Genomic DNA, 19,234 nt, shown 5'->3' with positions numbered 1-19,234 from the left:
TCACCTATTTAATTAATTGCGTATATATTGGGTTTTGACTTGGAATAAATGGGTGCCCTGCAAAATTCAGGCTGTTATTAAGTTTCTCATGGCAGGTTTTTAATGATTGATCACAGCCCGGTGCAACACGCACCACATCACCAACCTTTAAACCCACATGCTGGCGATAAAGGCTTAATGAATTTCCACCGCCCGACGCGATTGTGGTGTAAACACCATCTTTCATTAACAGACCTAAATTCAGCCATGCTGCTGGGTATGACTTGGTTTCCATGACTGGTGCACCATCTTCATAAGTCGGATTGCCTTGACCATCTAAAACAGGCTGACCTAGTTCATCTAAAACAGGGATTTGTTCAAAGACCGGATTACCCTGCTCATCGAGCACCTGTGTTGGAACCACAGTAAAACTAACAGCTAAGCCCGATACCGTTGTGACCACTACTTCAAATGACAACTTCTCAAAATCCAAACCACACCAACGGTCGTAAATTGAGTTTGGACACGAAGACTGAAATTTGCGCGTCAAAATATTGCGGTTTAAATACGATTCACCGGTTTCACACACCAACGTCAATGTATCGGCATCTTCATCAAATTTCGGTTGTGTCACACGGCCTTTATGCAGCACCAATGTTTCGTTTTGATATAGCTCAAGGATTGTGACCGTTACGCCACCATAAAAGATCTTTCCTGCAAATACTGCTGCAAGGTTCTCACCTTCAGCATTTAATAAGCTCATTTGCGGAAGTGTCACTTCGGTATCACACTTATCAATGCTTTCGTCTTCAATCGCTGTGCGTGAAAGTCCACGAATTGGCAAATATTCAATGTCAGCATGAGTTATCGCTTTACGCTGATTAGTGAAATACCAAATACGTGTACCGTGCTTAAATTGATAAAGTTCCGCTCTCGTTTTCATGATGAAAGCTCCACGATTGGCACAGTGACTTGCGTTTTATGTGCCCCTAAAAATTGAAATTCAATCTGGTCAGCATCAAGCCGATGCAGACCTAAATAGCAAATGGTTTTGATGTCGTTACGGTGGGCATTGATTGCTGGCGATACAGTGAGTGAACCGCCTGTTTTTGCAGTAATCGTGTGCGCTGTCCAAGTACCATCTTTGCGTTTCACAGCAATGTGTTTTCGATCCGCCTCAAGCAAATACTTTGTGTTTGTACTGAGTGAAGTTGTAATGTTGCCAGTATTGAGAATATTCAAATGCTTCTCATATAGCGGCATCCAAAATGCCTGAAAACGCCCCATTCGACGAAACAAAAACTTGCGATACTCTGTGTATTGGTTCCAGTCACGTAGTAACGACTTAAATGGTTTTAAATATCGTGGCTTGGCCCAATGCGTAAAATCCTGAAAGCCACCAACATCACCATCGACAATGTTTTGATGCTGCGTCAGTGTCATTTCTAAAGAATTACCATCAAGTAGCAAAGGCTTGAAGTAAATATCATCACCAAGGAATTGCTCAGGCACATCAGCTTCAAATTCAGGTGAATCCTCTGCAATCACACGAAAAGCCACACTTGAGCTAGACCAAAATCCGCCAGTATTAATTGAAGCATCGCCATCAATAATGCAGATCCGCAGCGGCATGATTGCTGCATTGGTTGCTGTCACATTAGCTGCAAGTCGGAAGCCATCCTGATACTCAGTAATTAATTCTTGAATGATTTCTTGCGTTTCAGGATCTCGAATTTCTTCTTGCACAATGATGTAGCGACCTATGCTTACAATCTCAGCAACTTGAGCGCCCTCAGAACTTTCAAGCAAAATAAAACCGACTCTAAGGTCGGCTTGGTGTGCTGTCGTGTCCATGATAATGAAGTCGCTATCTTCAAGATTTGGGATAATCTGTCGAAACTGTGGTAACGGAATACCCCACTGTTTACGCAAATTTGCATAGAACATATGGAACATATCACCCATGGCTTTACGCATATTCACATAGTTGAAGCTCAAGACTTGACGTGGTGCATCACGCTGAATGTATCGAATTTCACTACCATCAAACGATTCATGCACCTCGGTCTTAAACTCAAGACGTTCAGTAGAATCAAGCAGAGGGCAATTTGTTAATACGTGTACTTCGCCATATTTGGTTTGTATTTTCATTTTGTCCTCAAAATTTTGGCAATAAAAAAACCGCCCTATTGAGCGGTCTTAAATATAATGACATGGGGCAAGGACTCGAACCTTGCATCAACCTCCCATCAGTCAACAACTCTTCAACACTTTGCTATGATCACTTGCATTGCGTTTTACTAAGTTGCATCAATTAGATGGTGTGGGGCTCTACCGGTGAGCTACGCCATGCCAAAAACATTATAACAAATAGCACTGAGTTAAACACCCAAGGCTGAACGGTTTCGTTTAAAGAACTTCACAAATGCTTTTGTGCCGTCAGGACTGAATAAATAATCACTCAGACTTTCACGCTCATCTACAATAACGAAGTTCGGGTTTAGGTTTACTTGGGATTGACCACTTGAGTTTTGGGCTTGGGAAAGATAGTTAGTCAAATCCTTATTTTGTTGAGGGTTCAACAATTTAGGCGCATCAAGTGCGATTGATCCACCATCTGCATAAGCATTTGGCAATCTGCCGGTTTGATTCATAAAGTTCAACGTATCAAGACCAAGCATATTTACGGCTGCGGTTCGCATCATGAACTCACCGTTTGAAGCCATAATTGGGATTTCATCACTCGTACCAGTACCCTTCCCAGTGATATGGCCACCAGTCGCATAACCAACCGGACTCAACGCTGAAACCGCAGCCTGAAGCAAACCAGTTTCTATAGTTGCCATTGTAATCGCAGGCATATTGTATGGAAACGGTGCTGACGCCCAAGCTGCCGAAATAGCTTGATAACTATTTAACGCTGTAGAAAACAGCGCAGCACCTTTTTGAATCCCACCCAAAACCGCGTAAGCAGAACTACATGAATCAACCAACCCCATCATCATGCCTGCAAAATCTGCACCGTACTGGGCACCGTATGACATCTGCATAGCCAAACGCTGTTGTTGATACTCCTCTTCTGTCAGTAGCATGTGTTTACGTGCTTCTGCTAAAAGATCCATATCTTCTTGGTATGGCGATTTATCCAAGCCCATCATGGACTTGTAGTCTCCCCATACCTGTTCACGCTCAGCGTTTGATTCTAAACCTTGATTAAAGTTCGCCTCTTTAACAAGACTTTGCTTCATTTCAGGTGAATATTCAGCAGTATTAAGAATTTCTTCTCGTACTAATGCGTAATATTCTTTGGCGTAGTCAGCAGCAGATATCCAGTGGCGTTTTGCTTCGAGCAGCTGCTTAGATTGAGCAATCCTAATTTTTTCAATTTCAGCAGCTCGTTGTTTTTCTAAATGAAGTGATGCTTCAGCATATTGATCAGCCGTTAACTGAATATCAAGTTTCAAATCCCGCTGGCGGCGCGCATAGCTTTCATTAACTAACTGCTCTTCGGATTTCATATAATCAGAATATGTAGCCAATTTATCAGCCTGCGCAGCTGATGCAATCTGAATTTCAATATCTGCACGCTTTTGATATTGAGCTTTAAGTTCGCTTGCTTTTGCATCACTAAAACCAGCTTGATCTATTTCCTCAAATTTATCGGCTAACTGCTGTCTAATTCTAGTAGCGTCATCCGCAACATCAGCATTTAACTGCTTCTGTTTTTCAGCAATTCGCTCACGTTCAACAATAATCTTTTCCTGCTCTTTCACCCAATCATCAAATGAATAATCTTCTGTGAATGAAACACCGCTGGCACCCCCCATATAGCCTTTAACATTTTTTACATACTGTCTGTTAATTGGTCCAATATTTGTACCGCGTTGAACATTACCTTCACCCGCATGATATGCACTAATTGCCTTTTCAATATCTCCATTAAACAGACTGAGCAAATGCTTTAAATATTTACCAGCACCTTCAGCCGATTGAGCTAAATTGAAACGGTCGCTTACTCCATACTGTTTTGCAGTTGCAGATAAAAATTGAAAGCCACCAGAAGCGCCTGTGCTTTTGTTATAAGCATTCGAATTCCCGCGCGACTCTTGCATATGAACAGCGGAAAGCAATCCAGACGGCAAGCCATTTTTTGCTTCAATGCCTTTGAAGTTATATTTAGCCGCGTTAGATGCAACTAAAGCATTGACTTTCATTGCATTACCTTGGGCCTCAACCAGCTTTTTGTTTTTCTCCTCAAGCTTATTACGCTCATCAATGGTTTTGTTTAGATTTTTTTCGGACTGCCAGCGTTCACGAACCGATTTGAGTTGATCCTCAGTTAAGCTTTTACCTGTTCCCAAAATACCAGCCGCTTTACGCATTTCGTATATGTATTCTGCCAATTTAGGATCGACTTTTGCGTTTGAAACAATGCTCCCAACAAGATTATTCTTGTAGGCAACCACGCTATTGTCTTCTAAAAGTTTTTTAAGCTCTTCTGATAAAACCGCAACTTCACTTGCCTGCTTCTTAACTTCGCCAGTGACACCATTTAATGCAGTTTTAAACGCATTTTGCGCAGATTCAGCATCTTTAAATTTACTTTTAGCATCAACATAGCCACCCAACAACTTACGAACCTTACTTAGCTGATCATCAGTTAAAATATTGACATTCTTAACAGCTTTGTAATATTCATCACTGGTTATACGGCCTTGCGACAGTGCACTATTTAATTTACTAAAAGTGGCAATCTTCTCATCAGAAACTGGTAACGCTTGCATAAATGAATATAAGTCTGATGATGCTACTCGATATTTAAGACCTAATTCTTCAATTTGATCTGCTAAAGCTTTTGCTTCATTATCTCTCTGCAGTGTATTGAGCTCTCGATACTTGACTACCAGCTCGCCAACAGATTTTCCTTGAGTATCAATTGAAGCTGTTGCTTTATCCGCATTATCTTTCATTAAAAGATAACCTGCTGCTACTGTAGCAACGGTAAGCCCTAATCCAACTGGCCCGCCCAAAATACCCTTTAGAGATGATCCAGCCCTCACAGCAAGCGATTTGGATGCATTATTTGCATTTTGTGCAACAGTATCCGCCTCCAAAGCCGCAGTATTTGCAGCACGCAAAGGTAAAATTGTTTTTTCAAAATATGCTAAGCGCGCCATACCACTCATCCGCGCGTACTGCGCCTCAGCATTCTTAAGCTCCGCAAGTGTTAAATGTGCAACGCGAGCAGTCCTTTGTGCAGTAATTTCATTAGCTAGTTGTTCAGCTCTAATATTTTCAATAACCGCCAACGTCTTACCTTTTATCGCTAAAGCCTGCTTATAAATAAATGGAAGATAAGAACCTGCCAAATAAGCACCTGCAACCATGGTTACATTGCCTAGCGCATCTAAATTATTTGCCGCCAATTTTGCCGCTTCACCAACCACTCCTAGTGAACCAGCCATGGCATTCGTTACGCCATAAGTTTCATTGATTTTACCTGCAAGTACAGTAAACCCATTATGTGCATTGTTTAACCCATCTCGTAATGAATTACTCATGTTATTGGCCAATGCTTCACTTTTTTCACGACTTGCATCAAGAGCATTATTTAAATCTTTTGTGCTTAATTTCCCTGCATTACCCATAGACAAAATATCAGCTTCAGATTTATTTAAGCTTTTTGATAAATCAGTAACAATACTTGGGATTGCAGACAAAATTGAAATCCAAGCATCACCAGAAACTTTGCCGCTATAGATACTTTTCATATAAGCATCAGTTGCGCTTGCTGCTTTATCGGCAGCTGTTGCGTTATGCGTAAATGAAAATGACAAGCTGTCTGTAATACGTAAAGAGCGATCTGTCGTTTCACCATAGGCTTTTAAAGCGCCGCCAATATCTAAATAAACCTGCTGCGCCTCTTTTAAAGGACGGTATGTGGTATTTGCAGTTTCCAAAAGATGTTGCTGGACTTTGTTATATTCTTGCTGACTACTGGTTGCATTGCGGATCTGCGCTGCCATCTGGGTATATTCATCTGCCATGCTGATCACTGAACCAACAGTAAAGCCTGCTAGTGCTGTAACCCCTAAACCTTTGATCATTTCAATCGCAGAACCCGCGCTGTTTTCAATACGTTTAGATTCGCGCTCTGCGGTATCACCCGCCTTTTTCATTGGCTCAGTAAAGCCAGCCGTTTTGGCAATTAAATCCAGAGTTAATGTTCCAAGCTTAGTCGCCATAACTTTTCCTCAGGCATAAAAAAACTGCCTTACGGCAGTTAGAGTCTAAATTTAATTAATACAATAGCTAGAAAGCTTAACAATTAATGTAACTTTGTTATCTCGCTGATTTTTATCATGCCATTGATATTAAAATACCCTCCCGAACCACACACCTCTCCCAAAAAAATAACTTTTTCTTTGGTCTTTAAAAACATTGATAAGTAGTTACTCTCATCAAAATCAAATTTTACTAAGTCTTGTTTGTTCAAGAAAAGCCCATCAGGTGAATGAGATTTTTTTGTTTCAATCTTTATTGCCCCGTCTAGCGGAATATATTTGAAAGACAAAATCTCATCAATGAATATAGATCCAGAACAAGCTGGATCATTATTTTGCCCCAAATTAATGATACCATTTACAGTAGTAATCTGATCATTTCTCCCTAGATCAACTAAAAATCTAGGTTTCGACCATACTGTCTGACTTAATAAAATCAAACAAAATATAAATATTTTTTTCATTTAAACCAACTTTATATATTTTGCCGAATTTGCCACTCTTGATGGCATATCTAATCTAACACCAAATTTATAATCTTCACTGCCACCGCCAACAATTACAGCATTAACAAATACTTCAGAGTTATCGGACATATTTAATCGCCCCAAAAGCTTAACCCAACTTTCAGCATTATTTCGAGCAAAATATCCAACAGTTAAGCCATTAATATCTACTTTGGTGGCATTTTTATCATAACTATTATTAAGATCTCTAATAATTCTCGCCTGCACTTCAGTAAAACTGCCTTTACCATCTCGCTTAACAGCAAACCGTTCAATATTAGATTGATATGATGCCTCGCCCACTATTTCAAATGGGTATGATTCAAAGTCATAAACACCGTCATAGACCAGTTTGTACTTTTGGCTTTTCTGTACTGGCTTAGTTTCATAAGTAGGACTTGGTAATCGTCCCTTAGTTGTACCAGGAGTTTTCGGCGCAGGCACATATTTTTCAAAGTCACCACTTTTTTTCAATTCTTGTGTTACTAAATACCCCACCAGAGCAACGGCCACTAAGATAATTAAAACCCACATCATAAAAAATCCCCATTAAACCCAAAAGTTCAATGAGGATATTATGTATTGCTTAATTTATCTACTATACACCGCGCCAATTCAATCTTCCTAAAATTGGCAATAGATTGAACTAAGGTGCAAAAAAATTATCTTGATAATCAAAACCTACTTAAGCGGATTTCTTTCTAATCGCTTTCATACGTTCTTCTTCAAAAGACGTTTCTGGTACATCTTCATGCGGCATATAGGCCAAAGCAGAAACACTTTCAGGATCTTTCACTTTAAACATCGTGTAGTGTGCCATCCAGTTACCAAAGCCTTGCTCTATTCTGCGACCAAAAAACAAAGAGCCTCTTTTTTTACGAAAGGCTCTCCATATTTGAAGCTCAGCATTATCTAAGTTTCGCTTTGCGTCTCTGATCGTGTTTCCACCGATTCCGCAGCTGACGAGTTCGCACCAGAATTCATTTTCTTCAAGTGCTTGATCTGCTGCTTTCCCGTAAAATCATTGACCGCTTCAGATGCTTTATACATCGCATCAATAATGGCTGGAACAGGCTTACCTACACTTTCAAGTGTTGGAAAACACGGTTCATTTGTATCTGCATTATAAATCGTTTTTTGCACACGAAGCTTATGCAGATCTGCCATGAGCATATCTGTTAGATCTTTCCCGCGAGTCAAATCTACCACTTCATCAAAGCTTAAAAGTTTTACAGCGATATCAGCTGTGTAGTCTTTACCATCAATGGTAAAGACAATCTCTTTAGGCACTAACTCCGTAGAAATTTTATCCGAAAGACCTAATAGATCAGTTGAACTTAATTTTTCCATTATGGCGACACCTTAAATTGATCAATCACTTCAGTTTGGCGCTTCATTGGAATCGTGTGATTCACCATTGCATCTACAGCAAACACTGGTGAGCCTTTTCGCAAGATTGCTTCAAAACTTGACCAAGTTCGTGTTTCAGGAAGCTCAATATCACTGCCAGTCAAAGTTGGCTCTGCAATACCATCCGACCAGCCCACATATACTTCTACTTTTTCCTTAGCTGCCGCCAATTCAAGCAATTTCATATGTGAACCATTTTTCGGGTCGGTATCAATTTGAATAGAACCTTCACCCGGTGTCACCAAACCATACTCAGAAGTTTTTGTACTGATTTCTTCCAAGCAAGTCGTGTCAACTTCTGATGCGCTATCATCACCAAGTACCAAAGCTTTAATACAACCCATTTTGGTTAATGTCGGTACAGTGCCATGGACGATCCACACTGCTGTACCATTAGATAAAACACCTTTCTTTTGTGCTGCCATGAGTAGCTACTCCTCAAATTTTTGGCATAAAAAAACCACCTTTCGGTGGTATATAAAACAAATTAATTAATGACTCATACGCCCGACCAGTAACTCATATCCCAGCCGCGGCCAAATAGTTTTGTTTCAAAATCTTCATTATCTGGATGCTTTCCTTGATAGAAAAAACCAATCTTTTCTAACACTTTTACTGCACGTGAACGAATTCTTTCAGCTTCTTGAATATTGTCATGCCAAACCGAAAATTGATACTGGTTATTATCATTCACTGCACCACAATCTATAGCATGTTCAGGATCGGAACCGATTCCCTGAAAAACTATATATGGAACAGGTGTATCCAAGTCTGCAGTATTCGGAAAAATACGCACACCCAGTAATGGCCCCAAAATATCATCCGCCTTAAGCGCTCGTGAAATTTCAACCGTCATGATGCTAACTCCTTATCCAGCTCTGCATTAAACACTTCAGCAAATTTGGTTGTCACGGCATTAAAATTATTAAAAAATGCAATTCGCATAAAAGGAATGGCAGGCTGATATTTAGTTCCAAACTCTATATAACGCCAGTGCCGAGTATCTCCACCGCTCAACCCAGCTGTGCTGATCGAATGCTGGTTTTGACTTGCGCCTCCTCTAATACCAACGCGCATTTTAATATCGTTAGCACTTTGAGTTTTCCCTGCCTGAACTGCAATATTTTTATGAATCATTGCGACAGTTTCAGGGTCATCAATTGACTTTGCATTTGTACGAGCCGCATCTCTTACAATATTCATTGCTTTACGGGCTGCTTTACGTGCAATAGATTTTGCTTTTTTAGGATTGGCCAATCGATCTAATTTAAACTTAACCTCATCCAATCCTTTTATTTTAAATTCAACTGACATATCACCCGCCTTGGGCATGCTCTGTACCCTGAGAAAGTAAAAAAGTCATGTATTCGTTGCCGCTATTGTTGTCTTCTAAGGCTTGGCTATCAATTGCGTAAATTTGGTCCTTATAAACAACGCGCATAGTCGTATTAATATCTTTACGATAACGCAGTTTTAAGCGGGCAACGACTTTGGATTGATTCGCCTGTGCCGCAATCAAATCCTTGCCGGACAGATGCGTCACTTTAGCCCAGAGTTTTTTGTATTCAGTCCAAACCACAGGGATCGGATAGCCATCTGCATCACGATCAAGCCCTTTTTGTTGAATCATCACACGATGGCGTAATTCACTTGCTAAATTCATAATCTAGCCATCCAAATATCCGGATGATGAAGATTCATTATCCTCATCATCTTGTATAAGCTCAGCAATCAGATCGTTATTTTGATCAACAATTTGCACCAAAACTTTGTTTTGCTCAGCGTGACTATTGATCAGTGCTGTGTGACTGTTGATCAATGCTGTGATCTGCTGACTTTGGTTGTTTATTGTTTCCAACATTTGATGCACCAAGCTGCTGCAGCAGTTTTTGCATTCGCAGCTTTGCGCGCTGGGTGTGTTTTCCAATCCACTCACGTCGTGCCTCACATCCTGAACAAGTCATATTATTTATTCCAAGCAAGCCAAGTCAATTCAATGGCTGGCACCTCAAATACACCGTTTCGGCGTATAAAAAGGCGCTCGCCATGAATAAAAACAAGATTTGTGTATTGCGGTGTTTGTTTTACGAAATTTAAAAAATCATCCATCTTCATCAAACTCAACTTTTTCCGCATCAATGAGTGTTTGGGTCACTTCAACACGTGCTTCCGAGAGTCCAGTCAATTCTGAAACTGAAATGTGCACGCTATAAGATACGTCAGCATCACCGACATCTAAACCAACCTGTTTAGCTAAATGATTTGCCAAAATTTTATGAATTAAATTCGCATCTAATTTACCCTGATGCTTTTTAAAATGATGCTGCCTTGTTTTAATTTCCATTTCACACCACCAAAGGCACATAGTATTTAGACAGCAAATCTTTCACTGGCTGTGGCAAGAATCCATCATTTGATGGGGTATCCTTGCTCACACCGCGATGCTCATCGAAATATCCGCACATCATCAAAACTGCCCGCTGCTGAATCTTATTTTCAGCATCATATTTCGTCAGCACATGATCTTTTACAGCTTGCTCTGCACTGTCCATAATGGACTGCAGGTCTAAAGCCACAATATCGTCATCGTCATAGCGAAGATGACGAGCCACGTCATTCACTGTTAGTGCCATCACCTTCTCCATTTGATTTGCCAGAACCTGAAGCAAACGGATCATCTTTCGAATCACGTTTTGAAATTGCTTCAAGTGAATAGTTTTGCTGCTGCATGTATGGCGTATCACCGCCAGTTTTAGGTTCGTAATTGAATACTGCCCGCGCTTCGTTTGGTGCAAAAATACCGCGCTGCACGCCAAGCGAATAAAAGTTCATTTGCGACATACTGTCCATGCGAAGCAAAGTTGAAAGATCAAGAAATACTTCATAGCCTTTAGCTTTTAAGTCAAAAGCAGCATCAAAGCAGTTTTCAATCGCTTCAATTGGACTTTGCAGACAACTATTCAGATAGATTCGTTCCATGTCTTCAACTTTTTGCCCTTGTGGAATACTGCCAATGCCAATTTTCCAAGGCGGGACATTAAAGACAGAACAACAAATTTCAGCAGACCATTTATGCTGCTCGATCATTTGCGCATCTGCAGCGGGCATAGACATCGCAATGTATTTAACATCACCGCCAAGTACTGCAGTTTTGCCAATGTTTTCACCTGAATAATTTTGTTCCCAGCCTTCTTTGATGCGCTTTGCATCTTCTTCTTCAATTTTTCCTGGCATTGTCAAAATGCCACTTGGTCGACCGTTATTACCAAAGAATTTGGCACCATATTTTTGAATAGCCGTCCCTTGCGAAGCTGATAAACCACAAGCGACCAAAGGGCTAATCCCAACCAGCGGATGGTACAAGCAGTTCCAACGGTCATGAATGATTTCAGAAGCAGGTAAGATGATTGATTCTGTTTGTTTGGCCAACTTATCAATGCCAATCCGGTAGAAAACATCACCCTCATCACTGACCAAAGGCGTCACATTGTCAGGATTTAATACAATGAGCTGCTCTACATCACCTTTAAAATTTCGCAGCTTGAGCACATAAGTATTGCCGCGGGTTTCTTTGGAAATGATGTAATACTCAAGAAACTGCTGCATGGTTTGAAAATGATTTGGTTTTTCAAAAAATGGCAGATTCTTGTCCTTGGTTTTGACCCATACGCCATTTTCTTTTTTGCGAAGCTCCAATGGCAGCTTGCCAATATCTTTTGAAATGATAGAAATACAGGCGAATACAGCATGAAATGAAAGCTGGTCTTCACGATTTAGCTCTATATTTCGCTGCCAAGCACCCATAAATGGTTCCAGTATTCGCCATCCGCCACCGCCATTTACCGGTGATAAGGATTTTTTGCGAAACATATTGCTAAAAAGACCCATTAAATTCACCCTTATTTAGACGCTTTTGAGCCTTTTTTGGCAGGCTTTTCGGTTTCTGGTAACGGTTCTAATTGCTGAGCCATATCACCAAAGTCATCTACTACAGGACGACCATTTAAATTTAATAAAGCATCTGGCGGTATCTGCTCATATTCTTTTTCAGCTGCTAAACGTGCAGCTTCAGTTTGTTCTGAATCATCAAAAATTTCAGCAGCACCCATTTTAATCAGTACATTTGCTTCATAGTCTTGCAGGCTATGTACAGTGCCAGCACGACCAGAGCAAAGGTCTTTTAAAAATTTAACTTTTGGCATTTTCTTGGTCCATAAAAAAGCCCCTTAAAAATAAGGGGCTTTGTGGCAATTTAATTTAGAGTTTAAGTTTATGTAAATTGAATATAACCAGCGGCAATTCCACGTGCTTTCCAGCGAATGAAGCGTTCTCCGCGAATCGCGATTAAATCACTTTGGTATAAACTCACCCATTGTGGCGCAGCATCAGTACCTGTATTGATTGAGGCTTCTGAACTGATTGCAAAATCTACAGCGCCATCATCAGCTAGTAAAATTTGTGATGGAATAACCAACACAATCTTATCGGTACAAGCAGCAGAAATTTCAACAGGCAAAGTAAGAAGCTCTTTAGCACCGTTAATATTCATTCCTTCAAAATATTTTTTGCCCAGTGCATCACGCAGCACACTTAACTTAGCAGCACGGGTTTCAGACATCACCCATGTTGCACCTTCCAAAGTTAAGCCAGCATCAGTAGCCTGTTTAATTACCGCTGCCAAATCAGCTTCAATAGCTGCACCTGTTTCGCCAGTACTATCCACAGGGGTCACACCATTTAGAATAGAAGCTGGGCTATCTGTAGCTTCAGCTTTCGCAGGATCAAAGAACTGACCATCAATGAATGCCGCTGTCGATTTAATTAAATCATCAAGTACCAATCCATCGGCCTTCGGATTCGAAAAGCGTACTAACTCTTCCGAAAGCATCACAATCCCCGCCACTTTTGATTTCGTCAAGGTGATACTGCCAAATGTTGGATTAGTCACTGGTTTAGTTTTAGCCTCACCCACCCAGCCAACTGTTGATGTGCCAGTTTGTGATGGAACTTTCACATTAAATGGAACTTGACGCATTTTAGATGCAAGCTTATCTACTGCGGTTTTACCACGCAGCAATTCAATAAACTCGCCCGAAAGGGCCTGATAATCAACAAGTGATTCACCGAAGGTTTGCTCTGACGTTGTGCCAATTAGAGCTTTTTGTGTAACTGCATTTTTTACAATCTCTGGTGCATGCCAAGAGTCCAGCACTTGTGACGCAGTCACCGCGCCTTTGCTCAATGCAGCAACAGCCTGTGCTTTAACAGCAATTGCATAACCAATACCTTTTGGTAAGTTGCTTTCAGTTTTAACCACAGTTTTACCTTGGGTTGAGTTCAACCCTTTTTCAGAAGTACTACCGTCAACAGGCGTTGTGGTGTCAGCTAATGCAGGCTGTGATTTTTGAATTTTTTCCAATCGGGCAAGGTTTGCTTCTAAATTTTTGATTTCAGTTTCATAACCTTGGATTTCTTTCTCATCATCACCTTCAGGTGTTGAGCCATTATCCTTAGCAGCCTTTGTCATAATAGCTGACATTTTTTTCATACGATCATTGATCGTTGCCTTAATTGCATCGATATGTTCTTGCAAAGTCATGCGAATTTCACTCCAGTAGATTTAAATTTAGGTGTTTCAAGCAGCTTTACCCCGCCCACTTTAGGTACTGGATTTGCTGAATTGGTTGATTGAGGTGGTTTACACGGCAGTGTTTTTTCCTGCTGCTCAGTGTCTTGTTTATTTGTTTGATTGGTACTACAGAGTGCCTTAATGCCAGTGATTGTTGCTTCTTGATTCGCAGGAATCGTAACAGCTGATAATTCATACCAATCCCATTTAATGAACTTGTAGCCCCATGTGCCCTGAATATCTGCGACCTCAAGACCACGAAAGCCAATTGAAAGCCCACGCACCAAGCCTGTCTTGATGCTGTCGTAAGCTTCTTGCAATCGCTCCTTTAGCTTTTCAGACTTAACTTCATCGGGATGTGTTAATTTAAATTTGACTGCAATGCCGTCATCGGAGACATTTGCCTCAATAACATGGCCAATTGGTTGACGCTTATCGTGTTGCCACAAAAATGGCACTGGCAATGTGAATTCAGCACCTTTTGGCTCAACTACATCGTCAACACGGTCTGGCGTCGGGGTTGTTGCAATGCCCTCAAAAGTCCAGTCGTCTTCATTGACGCTTTTGATTTCAAGCAGGCTATACGCGCGCTTCATCGCTTTTCTACTCCTACGTTTTACTTCGCTTTAAGCCTGCTTTAAGTGCATTTAACTTTTCACAAGCCAAAAAAAATCGCTCATCTATGTGAGCGATCTCTTTATCTGTTTTCCCTGCTGTGCTGCAGGACCCAAAATGATTAACCTCTGTTTCGACTCGCGCTATTTCCCCGCGAATCCGCTGAATTCTTGTCATACGAAATACACTCCATAGCTTTGAGCGGCAACTTCAGGATTTTGTGACATCAAGGCGACTGCGTTAAATGTTGCAATTAGCGGGTCAATCTTTGCTTTCCCCGATTCCTGCTTGCGAATTGTCATTGCGTTACCCTGATATACCCCCTTTGCGTTACCAACACACCAGTTCATCATACGCTGACCAGCATGCAGAAATTTACCCTCTGCAACTTTTCGCTCTGTTGTTTGTACATAACTTGAAAGTTGATACCCTTGCGGGACCCCGATAAGCAGCTCAAATGGTATTTGTTCAAGTAAGCCGTCTTGCAGCGATGGCATACCCAGCTTATCTAGTCCAATTGCAGCCTTCTCTGGCAGCTTGCCAGCATCGTAAATTCGCTTGCACAGCTGCGCAGCCTGTGTAACATCTTCACCAATGTTTTTCACAATGACTAAATCGCCATCTTGCTCAAAATCCTTTAATGCTGGAGCGATTTCTTGGCGACGCTCGAGCGCAATCGGGTGTGCCCAAGCACGGTTCCAGCAGTACCATTTTGAACGGTCTTCCTTGTCACGACCAATTACAGCCATTCCAAACAAGTCATCAAGACCACCACCATCGAACCCGATCGTGCAAATTTCACTGAGATCCAAAATCGACTCAACAAACAGCTTATCTTTGTAGGCTGACAGCATCCAAAAATCAGCACCGGCCCAACGATCGGCACGCTTGTTCATGCCTATTTCGACGTTCAAATACTTAGCTAGGAATATTTGGATTGAATCAGCACCACTTTCCTTTGCCTGCTCATACTTATTGAGCAAATAACGGATATGGGTAGAACGACCAAGGTTCGGATTAGTCACATAAAAATAATCTGGGTCTAGATAACTTTCGTCATCAAGCATGCTTTGCGGAAACTCATACAGCAGCGGCAAGAATGACGGATTATCAATTTCACCATCGCGCACCTTGCGGGCATAATCCAGTTTCTTTTTAAACACACCAGCTGGCGGTTCATCCGACTGCGTAGACAACCAAATCAGGAAACCTTCCGGGAAAGAAGCCATACCGCCAGTCGCTTCCTCAAGCATAGACTCAGCATTTGCACGTTTACCAAAAATCCAAAGCTCATCTACAAGAATATAAGCGCCTTTTTTACCGCCTACAGATCCGGTATCCGCTGCCACAACTGCCAAAGTTGCCTTGGTCTTACGGTGTGTGACTGTCCGAGTATGTTCTGACACGCTAAACAGCGCATTCAACTTTGGATCTTCACGAATCATGTCGCGAATTGGTTTAAACGAGTTATCAGCAACTTCTTTCGTTGGGGCCAAAATAATAAATTCAGCAGAATGACGATCATTCAAAATAATTGCAGTCAGCATGATGCCCGCAGCAAGTGTAGATTTCGTATTTTTCTTACTAATGAGCAAGAAAAATTCATTGATTAATCGCTCATTTTTCTCGTAATCATAAGCACCAAAAATCACACCAACAAAATCAAAGACCCACTGCCCTGTGACTTCACCAACTTTGGGTTTTCCCGCGACATCAACCAGCGTCAGTTTCTTAAAAACGTTCAAAGCCATTTCGGCTTCATCTGGGTACAACGGCGTGCAGGCAATCAGCGATTCTTTTGCAAGAATCTTCTTTTCCCAATCCGTGCAAGCTGTTGTCCAGATCGGGGACATTGAAGACATATCAACTCACTCTATGCTGACCCCGAGCTGCACGTTGATTACCAGCAGTTGCAAAGTCATTGTCATTTTCAGAAACATCACCAGCCGCATTTTCACGGCCTTGCTTTACACCCATTTCACCGACTTTGCCAAATTCATATGGCAAAGCAGCTTTGGCAGCTTCAATTCGTACCTTACGTTCCAAACGTGCATTTTTATAAATTGAACGCAAAAACTCTAAAGAGTTTGTTACACTCTCCATCTCCTTGAAGTCGGCTTGTATCGCGGCTTCGCCCAAGGTCATAGATTCAAAGACCGCCGCCCCCTCTCCCCCTGATTTTACAAGCCCGTCCAGATAGGTAATTACCTCGGGATTTTGAGCCAGCTGGCTGCCTTTCGACCCTGCCGACTTCTCTGAATAGCCCGCTTCGATGGCCGCTTGTTTATTTGACAGTTGCTTTCCAGTCTCTGGATCATTTTTCAGTTTGGCATGAGCAAATTTTTTCATCTGTTCAGTCAAAGCCATATTTTCACCTTCAAAGCTGAATATTTAAAAAAATTAACCTAAATTTATGATTTTGAATAAAAAGTTTATTTACTTTTGCTCAAATCAGGAATTTTTTTACAAATGAGGAAGGGGGGCGGTGTCCGCTGGGACCCAAATTTTTAAAAATTCATACCCCCCACGGGGTAAAATGCGCACCAATATGATGCAAGTCATTCATTTCATTAAAATGTTCCACGAAAACTTTAATGAAATGAATCACAGTTTATGTTCCACGAATTAAAAATCCCTGCCGTTGCCGACAGGGATTAGAGTCGTTCACTATGGCCAACTGATGTGTTAATGGCTTGCCGTCACCAAAGTCAAATCCATCTTATACCCACCTTGACTCAACATCCTGTCGAGTAAATGAAGATCATGGGTTTTGCTTACACATGAACTTGCCGTCTATTCCGAGCTGTCAACATTGAACCGAGCTAACGTGTGCCGGTTCTGTATGTTCTTTTAATCTTTGATTCGTTTCAGTCCGATCTGAGCAAGCTGGTCATCGGTCAAGTCATTAAGCTTGCCAATGTCTGTGGTCAATTCAGCATCAATTGGCAGCTGGTCAATAAACTCTGGCGTGACTTCAACAGTCATACGCCAAATAGGGTTATCAACACCACCCACCAATTTGATTGACTGAACACCCTTCAAGCGTGTTCCATCTTCAAGTTCAACATGAGTTCCCATCACACCTATACCACCAGGTACTATGAGCTTTGCTATCTTGGTCATTTGCGTTGCATCCCGTGTTTGCTTTCTTGTTGTGTCTTCTGGTCATGGCATTGCTTGCATAACGACTGCAGGTTGTCCATGTCATCCGTTCCGCCTTGGGCTTTGTTTACGATATGGTCACACTCAAGGTTTATGGATACACGCTGGCACTTGCAGCACGTCCAGTTATCACGCACATGCACTTCACGTTTGATCCGACGCCATGGCCGACCGCCACGACCTTGGCCATAGTTTTCTTGTTTGGCCAAGGTCGGTTGATTACTCTTGAGTGTTGGTAGCGATCCACCCAGCTTTGTTAATCGTGCCATTACTTCACCGTATATAATTTTGCGTCTTTAGGTATGGGCTCCTGCACAGTCAGTGGCTTGCCCTCAGTGATTCTCTGGAAGCATGGCTCACACAATGCCTGCCAGTTATCGATGTTCCAGAACTTCACTTGGCTGATAGGCTGATCAATGTGCGCAACCTGATCTGCTGGGCTTGTATAACCACGCTTAGTGCAGTCATAGCAGTATCGATTCGCCAGTAGATAATCTGCACAGGCTTTACGCCATGCTTTGGCCTTGTCATCTTTTAGCGGTTTTGCTCTGGCCTTCTCAGCTTTGTCGGCTGATTGCTCATGCTCCTGCCAGTGAGCTGCTCGATTCTTTTTACCCATGCCTGCGTATCCCATAAAAAAACCCGCATGCTTGCGACCAGTGCAACATGCGGGCATAAAAAAACTGCATGAACTTTCCGAGGGTAATCATGCAGTTTGTTTAAAGAACCTTTCGGTTCCATGGAGAACTACAGCGCTTTTATCTAGAGTTTTCCATTGTGGTAAAAGTTAACTTAAATCTGGTTTTTCGTCAATAACAAATTTTACTTAGTTTTACTAACCTGAATAAAAATTTTATCTTCGCCAAGAGCTAACTCAGCATTCAAGTCTTCAAGTACACGCTCAATACGGCCGTTCATATAATTTCTAACAGTCGTATCACTCCAGCCACAAATTGAAGCACGTGCACGCTTACTTGGCTTGTAGCTTGCCGGGACCAGACAAAACTCGGTCAATGCAATCAGCACGATGGACTGATGATAAATCTGATTCACACCCGCATCAGTGAACTGCTGTTCATACTTGCCAACTAGAATTTCACTAAAGATTTGTACATTGCCTTTGGTGTTTGCACCAAAGTATTTTAAGCGGATCAAGTTGTCTTGTAGCTTAGTCAGCTTTGCAAAGCTCATTGCTAGCAGAATATCTTGTGCAGTGATTGTAGGCTGGCCACCGTCAATGCGATCTGCTTCGTAATTGATTGACTTTGGATTGAGTAAACGCATGAATTTTTCCATTACATCACCCCAAATGTGAACGATGTGAATGACATGGGAATGAGTTTCTAAGCTCATTCACATGGTAAGCCATTGTTTTTATATTTATTTTAATTAAATGTGAACAAGTGAATAATAAAATATACGCGCGTGAGAGAACAAAAAAAATAAATACAGTAGATACAATAGAAAGAATTGAAAATATAGAGGAAATAAAATAATTTCCCACGTGTGCGCATGAGAAACTATTCACTCGTTCACATTTATCGAATATTAGCTTGTTATTCAATCGGTTATCGTGTGAACGAACGTGTGAACGAGGTTTTTTATCATTCCCATCGTTCACATTTAATGGCTTATAAGCCATTGTTTTA

Annotated in this window: 24 protein-coding genes; all 24 read right to left on the bottom strand. The window is 41.4% G+C overall.

From position 1 onward, the window contains the following. Positions 1 to 4 precede the first annotated feature (4 nt). The 24 genes from FTU29_RS05685 to FTU29_RS05570 all read right to left on the bottom strand — a co-directional run bounded on the left by FTU29_RS05685 (position 5) and on the right by FTU29_RS05570 (position 18,938). A complete protein-coding gene (locus FTU29_RS05685; RefSeq protein WP_180120817.1) occupies positions 5 to 922 on the bottom strand; it encodes a phage BR0599 family protein in 918 nt (305 codons plus the stop codon). Then, the gene (locus tag FTU29_RS05680; RefSeq protein WP_180120815.1) at positions 919 to 2,130 is read right to left on the bottom strand and encodes a hypothetical protein; all 1,212 of its coding nucleotides are present in this window, start codon (positions 2,128 to 2,130) and stop codon (positions 919 to 921) included. Before FTU29_RS05680 ends, FTU29_RS05685 begins: the two co-directional genes overlap by 4 nt. Positions 2,131 to 2,360: 230 nt before the next feature. Beyond that, positions 2,361 to 6,224, bottom strand: coding sequence for a tape measure protein (locus FTU29_RS05675; RefSeq protein ID WP_180120813.1), 3,864 nt, complete (start codon positions 6,222 to 6,224; stop codon positions 2,361 to 2,363). A gap of 83 nt (positions 6,225 to 6,307) precedes the next feature. Beyond that, positions 6,308 to 6,727, bottom strand: a complete 420-nt coding sequence (locus tag FTU29_RS05670) for a hypothetical protein (RefSeq protein WP_180120812.1) — start codon at positions 6,725 to 6,727, stop codon at positions 6,308 to 6,310. Then, the gene (locus FTU29_RS05665; protein ID WP_180120810.1) at positions 6,728 to 7,306 is read right to left on the bottom strand and encodes a hypothetical protein; all 579 of its coding nucleotides are present in this window, start codon (positions 7,304 to 7,306) and stop codon (positions 6,728 to 6,730) included. A 148-nt stretch (positions 7,307 to 7,454) separates the two neighbouring features. Then, on the bottom strand, positions 7,455 to 7,631 hold the full coding sequence (locus tag FTU29_RS05660) for a hypothetical protein (protein ID WP_218954868.1): 177 nt from the start codon (positions 7,629 to 7,631) through the stop codon (positions 7,455 to 7,457). Positions 7,632 to 7,681: 50 nt separating this feature from the next. Further along, entirely contained in the window at positions 7,682 to 8,119 is a 438-nt protein-coding gene (locus FTU29_RS05655; protein WP_180120808.1) for a hypothetical protein, read from the bottom strand. After that, positions 8,119 to 8,604 carry a phage tail tube protein gene (locus FTU29_RS05650; RefSeq protein ID WP_180120806.1) on the bottom strand — a complete coding sequence of 162 codons (486 nt, stop codon included), beginning with the start codon at positions 8,602 to 8,604 and terminating at the stop codon, positions 8,119 to 8,121. Before FTU29_RS05650 ends, FTU29_RS05655 begins: the two co-directional genes overlap by 1 nt. A 74-nt stretch (positions 8,605 to 8,678) precedes the next feature. Further along, on the bottom strand, positions 8,679 to 9,035 hold the full coding sequence (locus FTU29_RS05645; protein ID WP_180120804.1) for a DUF3168 domain-containing protein: 357 nt from the start codon (positions 9,033 to 9,035) through the stop codon (positions 8,679 to 8,681). After that, on the bottom strand, positions 9,032 to 9,493 hold the full coding sequence (locus FTU29_RS05640; protein WP_180120803.1) for an HK97-gp10 family putative phage morphogenesis protein: 462 nt from the start codon (positions 9,491 to 9,493) through the stop codon (positions 9,032 to 9,034). Before FTU29_RS05640 ends, FTU29_RS05645 begins: the two co-directional genes overlap by 4 nt. 1 nt (position 9,494) lies before the next feature. Then, positions 9,495 to 9,842, bottom strand: coding sequence for a phage head closure protein (locus FTU29_RS05635; RefSeq protein WP_218954867.1), 348 nt, complete (start codon positions 9,840 to 9,842; stop codon positions 9,495 to 9,497). A gap of 3 nt (positions 9,843 to 9,845) precedes the next feature. Then, positions 9,846 to 10,040 (bottom strand): hypothetical protein, encoded by a 195-nt coding sequence (locus tag FTU29_RS05630; RefSeq protein ID WP_180120801.1) that lies wholly within the window; start codon positions 10,038 to 10,040, stop codon positions 9,846 to 9,848. Between the two features lie 240 nt (positions 10,041 to 10,280). After that, the gene (locus FTU29_RS05625; protein ID WP_180120799.1) at positions 10,281 to 10,523 is read right to left on the bottom strand and encodes a hypothetical protein; all 243 of its coding nucleotides are present in this window, start codon (positions 10,521 to 10,523) and stop codon (positions 10,281 to 10,283) included. Between the two features lies 1 nt (position 10,524). Beyond that, positions 10,525 to 10,812: a head-tail connector protein gene (locus FTU29_RS05620; protein ID WP_180120797.1), complete on the bottom strand. Its 288-nt coding sequence runs from the start codon at positions 10,810 to 10,812 to the stop codon at positions 10,525 to 10,527. Beyond that, positions 10,793 to 12,049, bottom strand: a complete 1,257-nt coding sequence (locus FTU29_RS05615; protein WP_257226898.1) for a phage portal protein — start codon at positions 12,047 to 12,049, stop codon at positions 10,793 to 10,795. The genes FTU29_RS05620 and FTU29_RS05615 overlap by 20 nt, the downstream gene beginning before the upstream one ends. Positions 12,050 to 12,078: 29 nt before the next feature. Further along, positions 12,079 to 12,381 (bottom strand): hypothetical protein, encoded by a 303-nt coding sequence (locus FTU29_RS05610; protein ID WP_180120794.1) that lies wholly within the window; start codon positions 12,379 to 12,381, stop codon positions 12,079 to 12,081. A 68-nt stretch (positions 12,382 to 12,449) separates the two neighbouring features. Then, positions 12,450 to 13,778, bottom strand: coding sequence for a phage major capsid protein (locus FTU29_RS05605; RefSeq protein WP_180120792.1), 1,329 nt, complete (start codon positions 13,776 to 13,778; stop codon positions 12,450 to 12,452). Beyond that, entirely contained in the window at positions 13,775 to 14,404 is a 630-nt protein-coding gene (locus FTU29_RS05600) for an HK97 family phage prohead protease (protein ID WP_180120790.1), read from the bottom strand. The genes FTU29_RS05605 and FTU29_RS05600 overlap by 4 nt, the downstream gene beginning before the upstream one ends. A 192-nt stretch (positions 14,405 to 14,596) precedes the next feature. After that, entirely contained in the window at positions 14,597 to 16,285 is a 1,689-nt protein-coding gene (locus FTU29_RS05595) for a terminase large subunit (protein ID WP_180120788.1), read from the bottom strand. Between the two features lies 1 nt (position 16,286). After that, positions 16,287 to 16,790, bottom strand: coding sequence for a terminase small subunit (locus FTU29_RS05590; protein ID WP_180120787.1), 504 nt, complete (start codon positions 16,788 to 16,790; stop codon positions 16,287 to 16,289). Between the two features lie 483 nt (positions 16,791 to 17,273). Beyond that, positions 17,274 to 17,546 carry a hypothetical protein gene (locus tag FTU29_RS05585; protein WP_180040758.1) on the bottom strand — a complete coding sequence of 91 codons (273 nt, stop codon included), beginning with the start codon at positions 17,544 to 17,546 and terminating at the stop codon, positions 17,274 to 17,276. Next, on the bottom strand, positions 17,543 to 17,854 hold the full coding sequence (locus tag FTU29_RS05580; protein WP_180120785.1) for an HNH endonuclease: 312 nt from the start codon (positions 17,852 to 17,854) through the stop codon (positions 17,543 to 17,545). The genes FTU29_RS05585 and FTU29_RS05580 overlap by 4 nt, the downstream gene beginning before the upstream one ends. After that, positions 17,854 to 18,261 (bottom strand): HNH endonuclease signature motif containing protein, encoded by a 408-nt coding sequence (locus FTU29_RS05575; protein ID WP_180120783.1) that lies wholly within the window; start codon positions 18,259 to 18,261, stop codon positions 17,854 to 17,856. Before FTU29_RS05575 ends, FTU29_RS05580 begins: the two co-directional genes overlap by 1 nt. Before the next feature lie 146 nt (positions 18,262 to 18,407). Next, positions 18,408 to 18,938, bottom strand: a complete 531-nt coding sequence (locus FTU29_RS05570) for a hypothetical protein (RefSeq protein ID WP_257226896.1) — start codon at positions 18,936 to 18,938, stop codon at positions 18,408 to 18,410. Positions 18,939 to 19,234: the final 296 nt, after the last annotated feature.

Source organism: Acinetobacter sp. YH12086 (genome assembly GCF_013419345.1).
GTDB lineage: Bacteria > Pseudomonadota > Gammaproteobacteria > Pseudomonadales > Moraxellaceae > Acinetobacter > Acinetobacter amyesii.
This window is presented reverse-complemented; position numbering and strand designations above follow the sequence as displayed.

Bases quoted from the DNA above. Each gene is read 5' to 3' on its own strand.
- FTU29_RS05645 (WP_180120804.1), bottom strand. From the start codon at position 9,035: ATGACGGTTGAAATTTCACGAGCGCTTAAGGCGGATGATATTTTGGGG.
- FTU29_RS05590 (WP_180120787.1), bottom strand. From the start codon at position 16,790: ATGGCTTTGACTGAACAGATGAAAAAATTTGCTCATGCCAAACTGAAA.
- FTU29_RS05600 (WP_180120790.1), bottom strand. From the start codon at position 14,404: ATGAAGCGCGCGTATAGCCTGCTTGAAATCAAAAGCGTCAATGAAGAC.
- FTU29_RS05650 (WP_180120806.1), bottom strand. From the start codon at position 8,604: ATGGCAGCACAAAAGAAAGGTGTTTTATCTAATGGTACAGCAGTGTGG.
- FTU29_RS05610 (WP_180120794.1), bottom strand. From the start codon at position 12,381: ATGCCAAAAGTTAAATTTTTAAAAGACCTTTGCTCTGGTCGTGCTGGC.
- FTU29_RS05685 (WP_180120817.1), bottom strand. From the start codon at position 922: ATGAAAACGAGAGCGGAACTTTATCAATTTAAGCACGGTACACGTATT.
- FTU29_RS05630 (WP_180120801.1), bottom strand. From the start codon at position 10,040: ATGTTGGAAACAATAAACAACCAAAGTCAGCAGATCACAGCATTGATC.
- FTU29_RS05580 (WP_180120785.1), bottom strand. From the start codon at position 17,854: ATGGCACGATTAACAAAGCTGGGTGGATCGCTACCAACACTCAAGAGT.
- FTU29_RS05680 (WP_180120815.1), bottom strand. From the start codon at position 2,130: ATGAAAATACAAACCAAATATGGCGAAGTACACGTATTAACAAATTGC.
- FTU29_RS05570 (WP_257226896.1), bottom strand. From the start codon at position 18,938: ATGAGCTTAGAAACTCATTCCCATGTCATTCACATCGTTCACATTTGG.
- FTU29_RS05620 (WP_180120797.1), bottom strand. From the start codon at position 10,812: ATGGCACTAACAGTGAATGACGTGGCTCGTCATCTTCGCTATGACGAT.
- FTU29_RS05585 (WP_180040758.1), bottom strand. From the start codon at position 17,546: ATGACCAAGATAGCAAAGCTCATAGTACCTGGTGGTATAGGTGTGATG.
- FTU29_RS05595 (WP_180120788.1), bottom strand. From the start codon at position 16,285: ATGTCTTCAATGTCCCCGATCTGGACAACAGCTTGCACGGATTGGGAA.
- FTU29_RS05615 (WP_257226898.1), bottom strand. From the start codon at position 12,049: ATGTTTCGCAAAAAATCCTTATCACCGGTAAATGGCGGTGGCGGATGG.
- FTU29_RS05675 (WP_180120813.1), bottom strand. From the start codon at position 6,224: ATGGCGACTAAGCTTGGAACATTAACTCTGGATTTAATTGCCAAAACG.
- FTU29_RS05665 (WP_180120810.1), bottom strand. From the start codon at position 7,306: ATGATGTGGGTTTTAATTATCTTAGTGGCCGTTGCTCTGGTGGGGTAT.
- FTU29_RS05655 (WP_180120808.1), bottom strand. From the start codon at position 8,119: ATGGAAAAATTAAGTTCAACTGATCTATTAGGTCTTTCGGATAAAATT.
- FTU29_RS05575 (WP_180120783.1), bottom strand. From the start codon at position 18,261: ATGCCCGCATGTTGCACTGGTCGCAAGCATGCGGGTTTTTTTATGGGA.
- FTU29_RS05625 (WP_180120799.1), bottom strand. From the start codon at position 10,523: ATGGAAATTAAAACAAGGCAGCATCATTTTAAAAAGCATCAGGGTAAA.
- FTU29_RS05640 (WP_180120803.1), bottom strand. From the start codon at position 9,493: ATGTCAGTTGAATTTAAAATAAAAGGATTGGATGAGGTTAAGTTTAAA.
- FTU29_RS05605 (WP_180120792.1), bottom strand. From the start codon at position 13,778: ATGACTTTGCAAGAACATATCGATGCAATTAAGGCAACGATCAATGAT.
- FTU29_RS05670 (WP_180120812.1), bottom strand. From the start codon at position 6,727: ATGAAAAAAATATTTATATTTTGTTTGATTTTATTAAGTCAGACAGTA.
- FTU29_RS05635 (WP_218954867.1), bottom strand. From the start codon at position 9,842: ATGAATTTAGCAAGTGAATTACGCCATCGTGTGATGATTCAACAAAAA.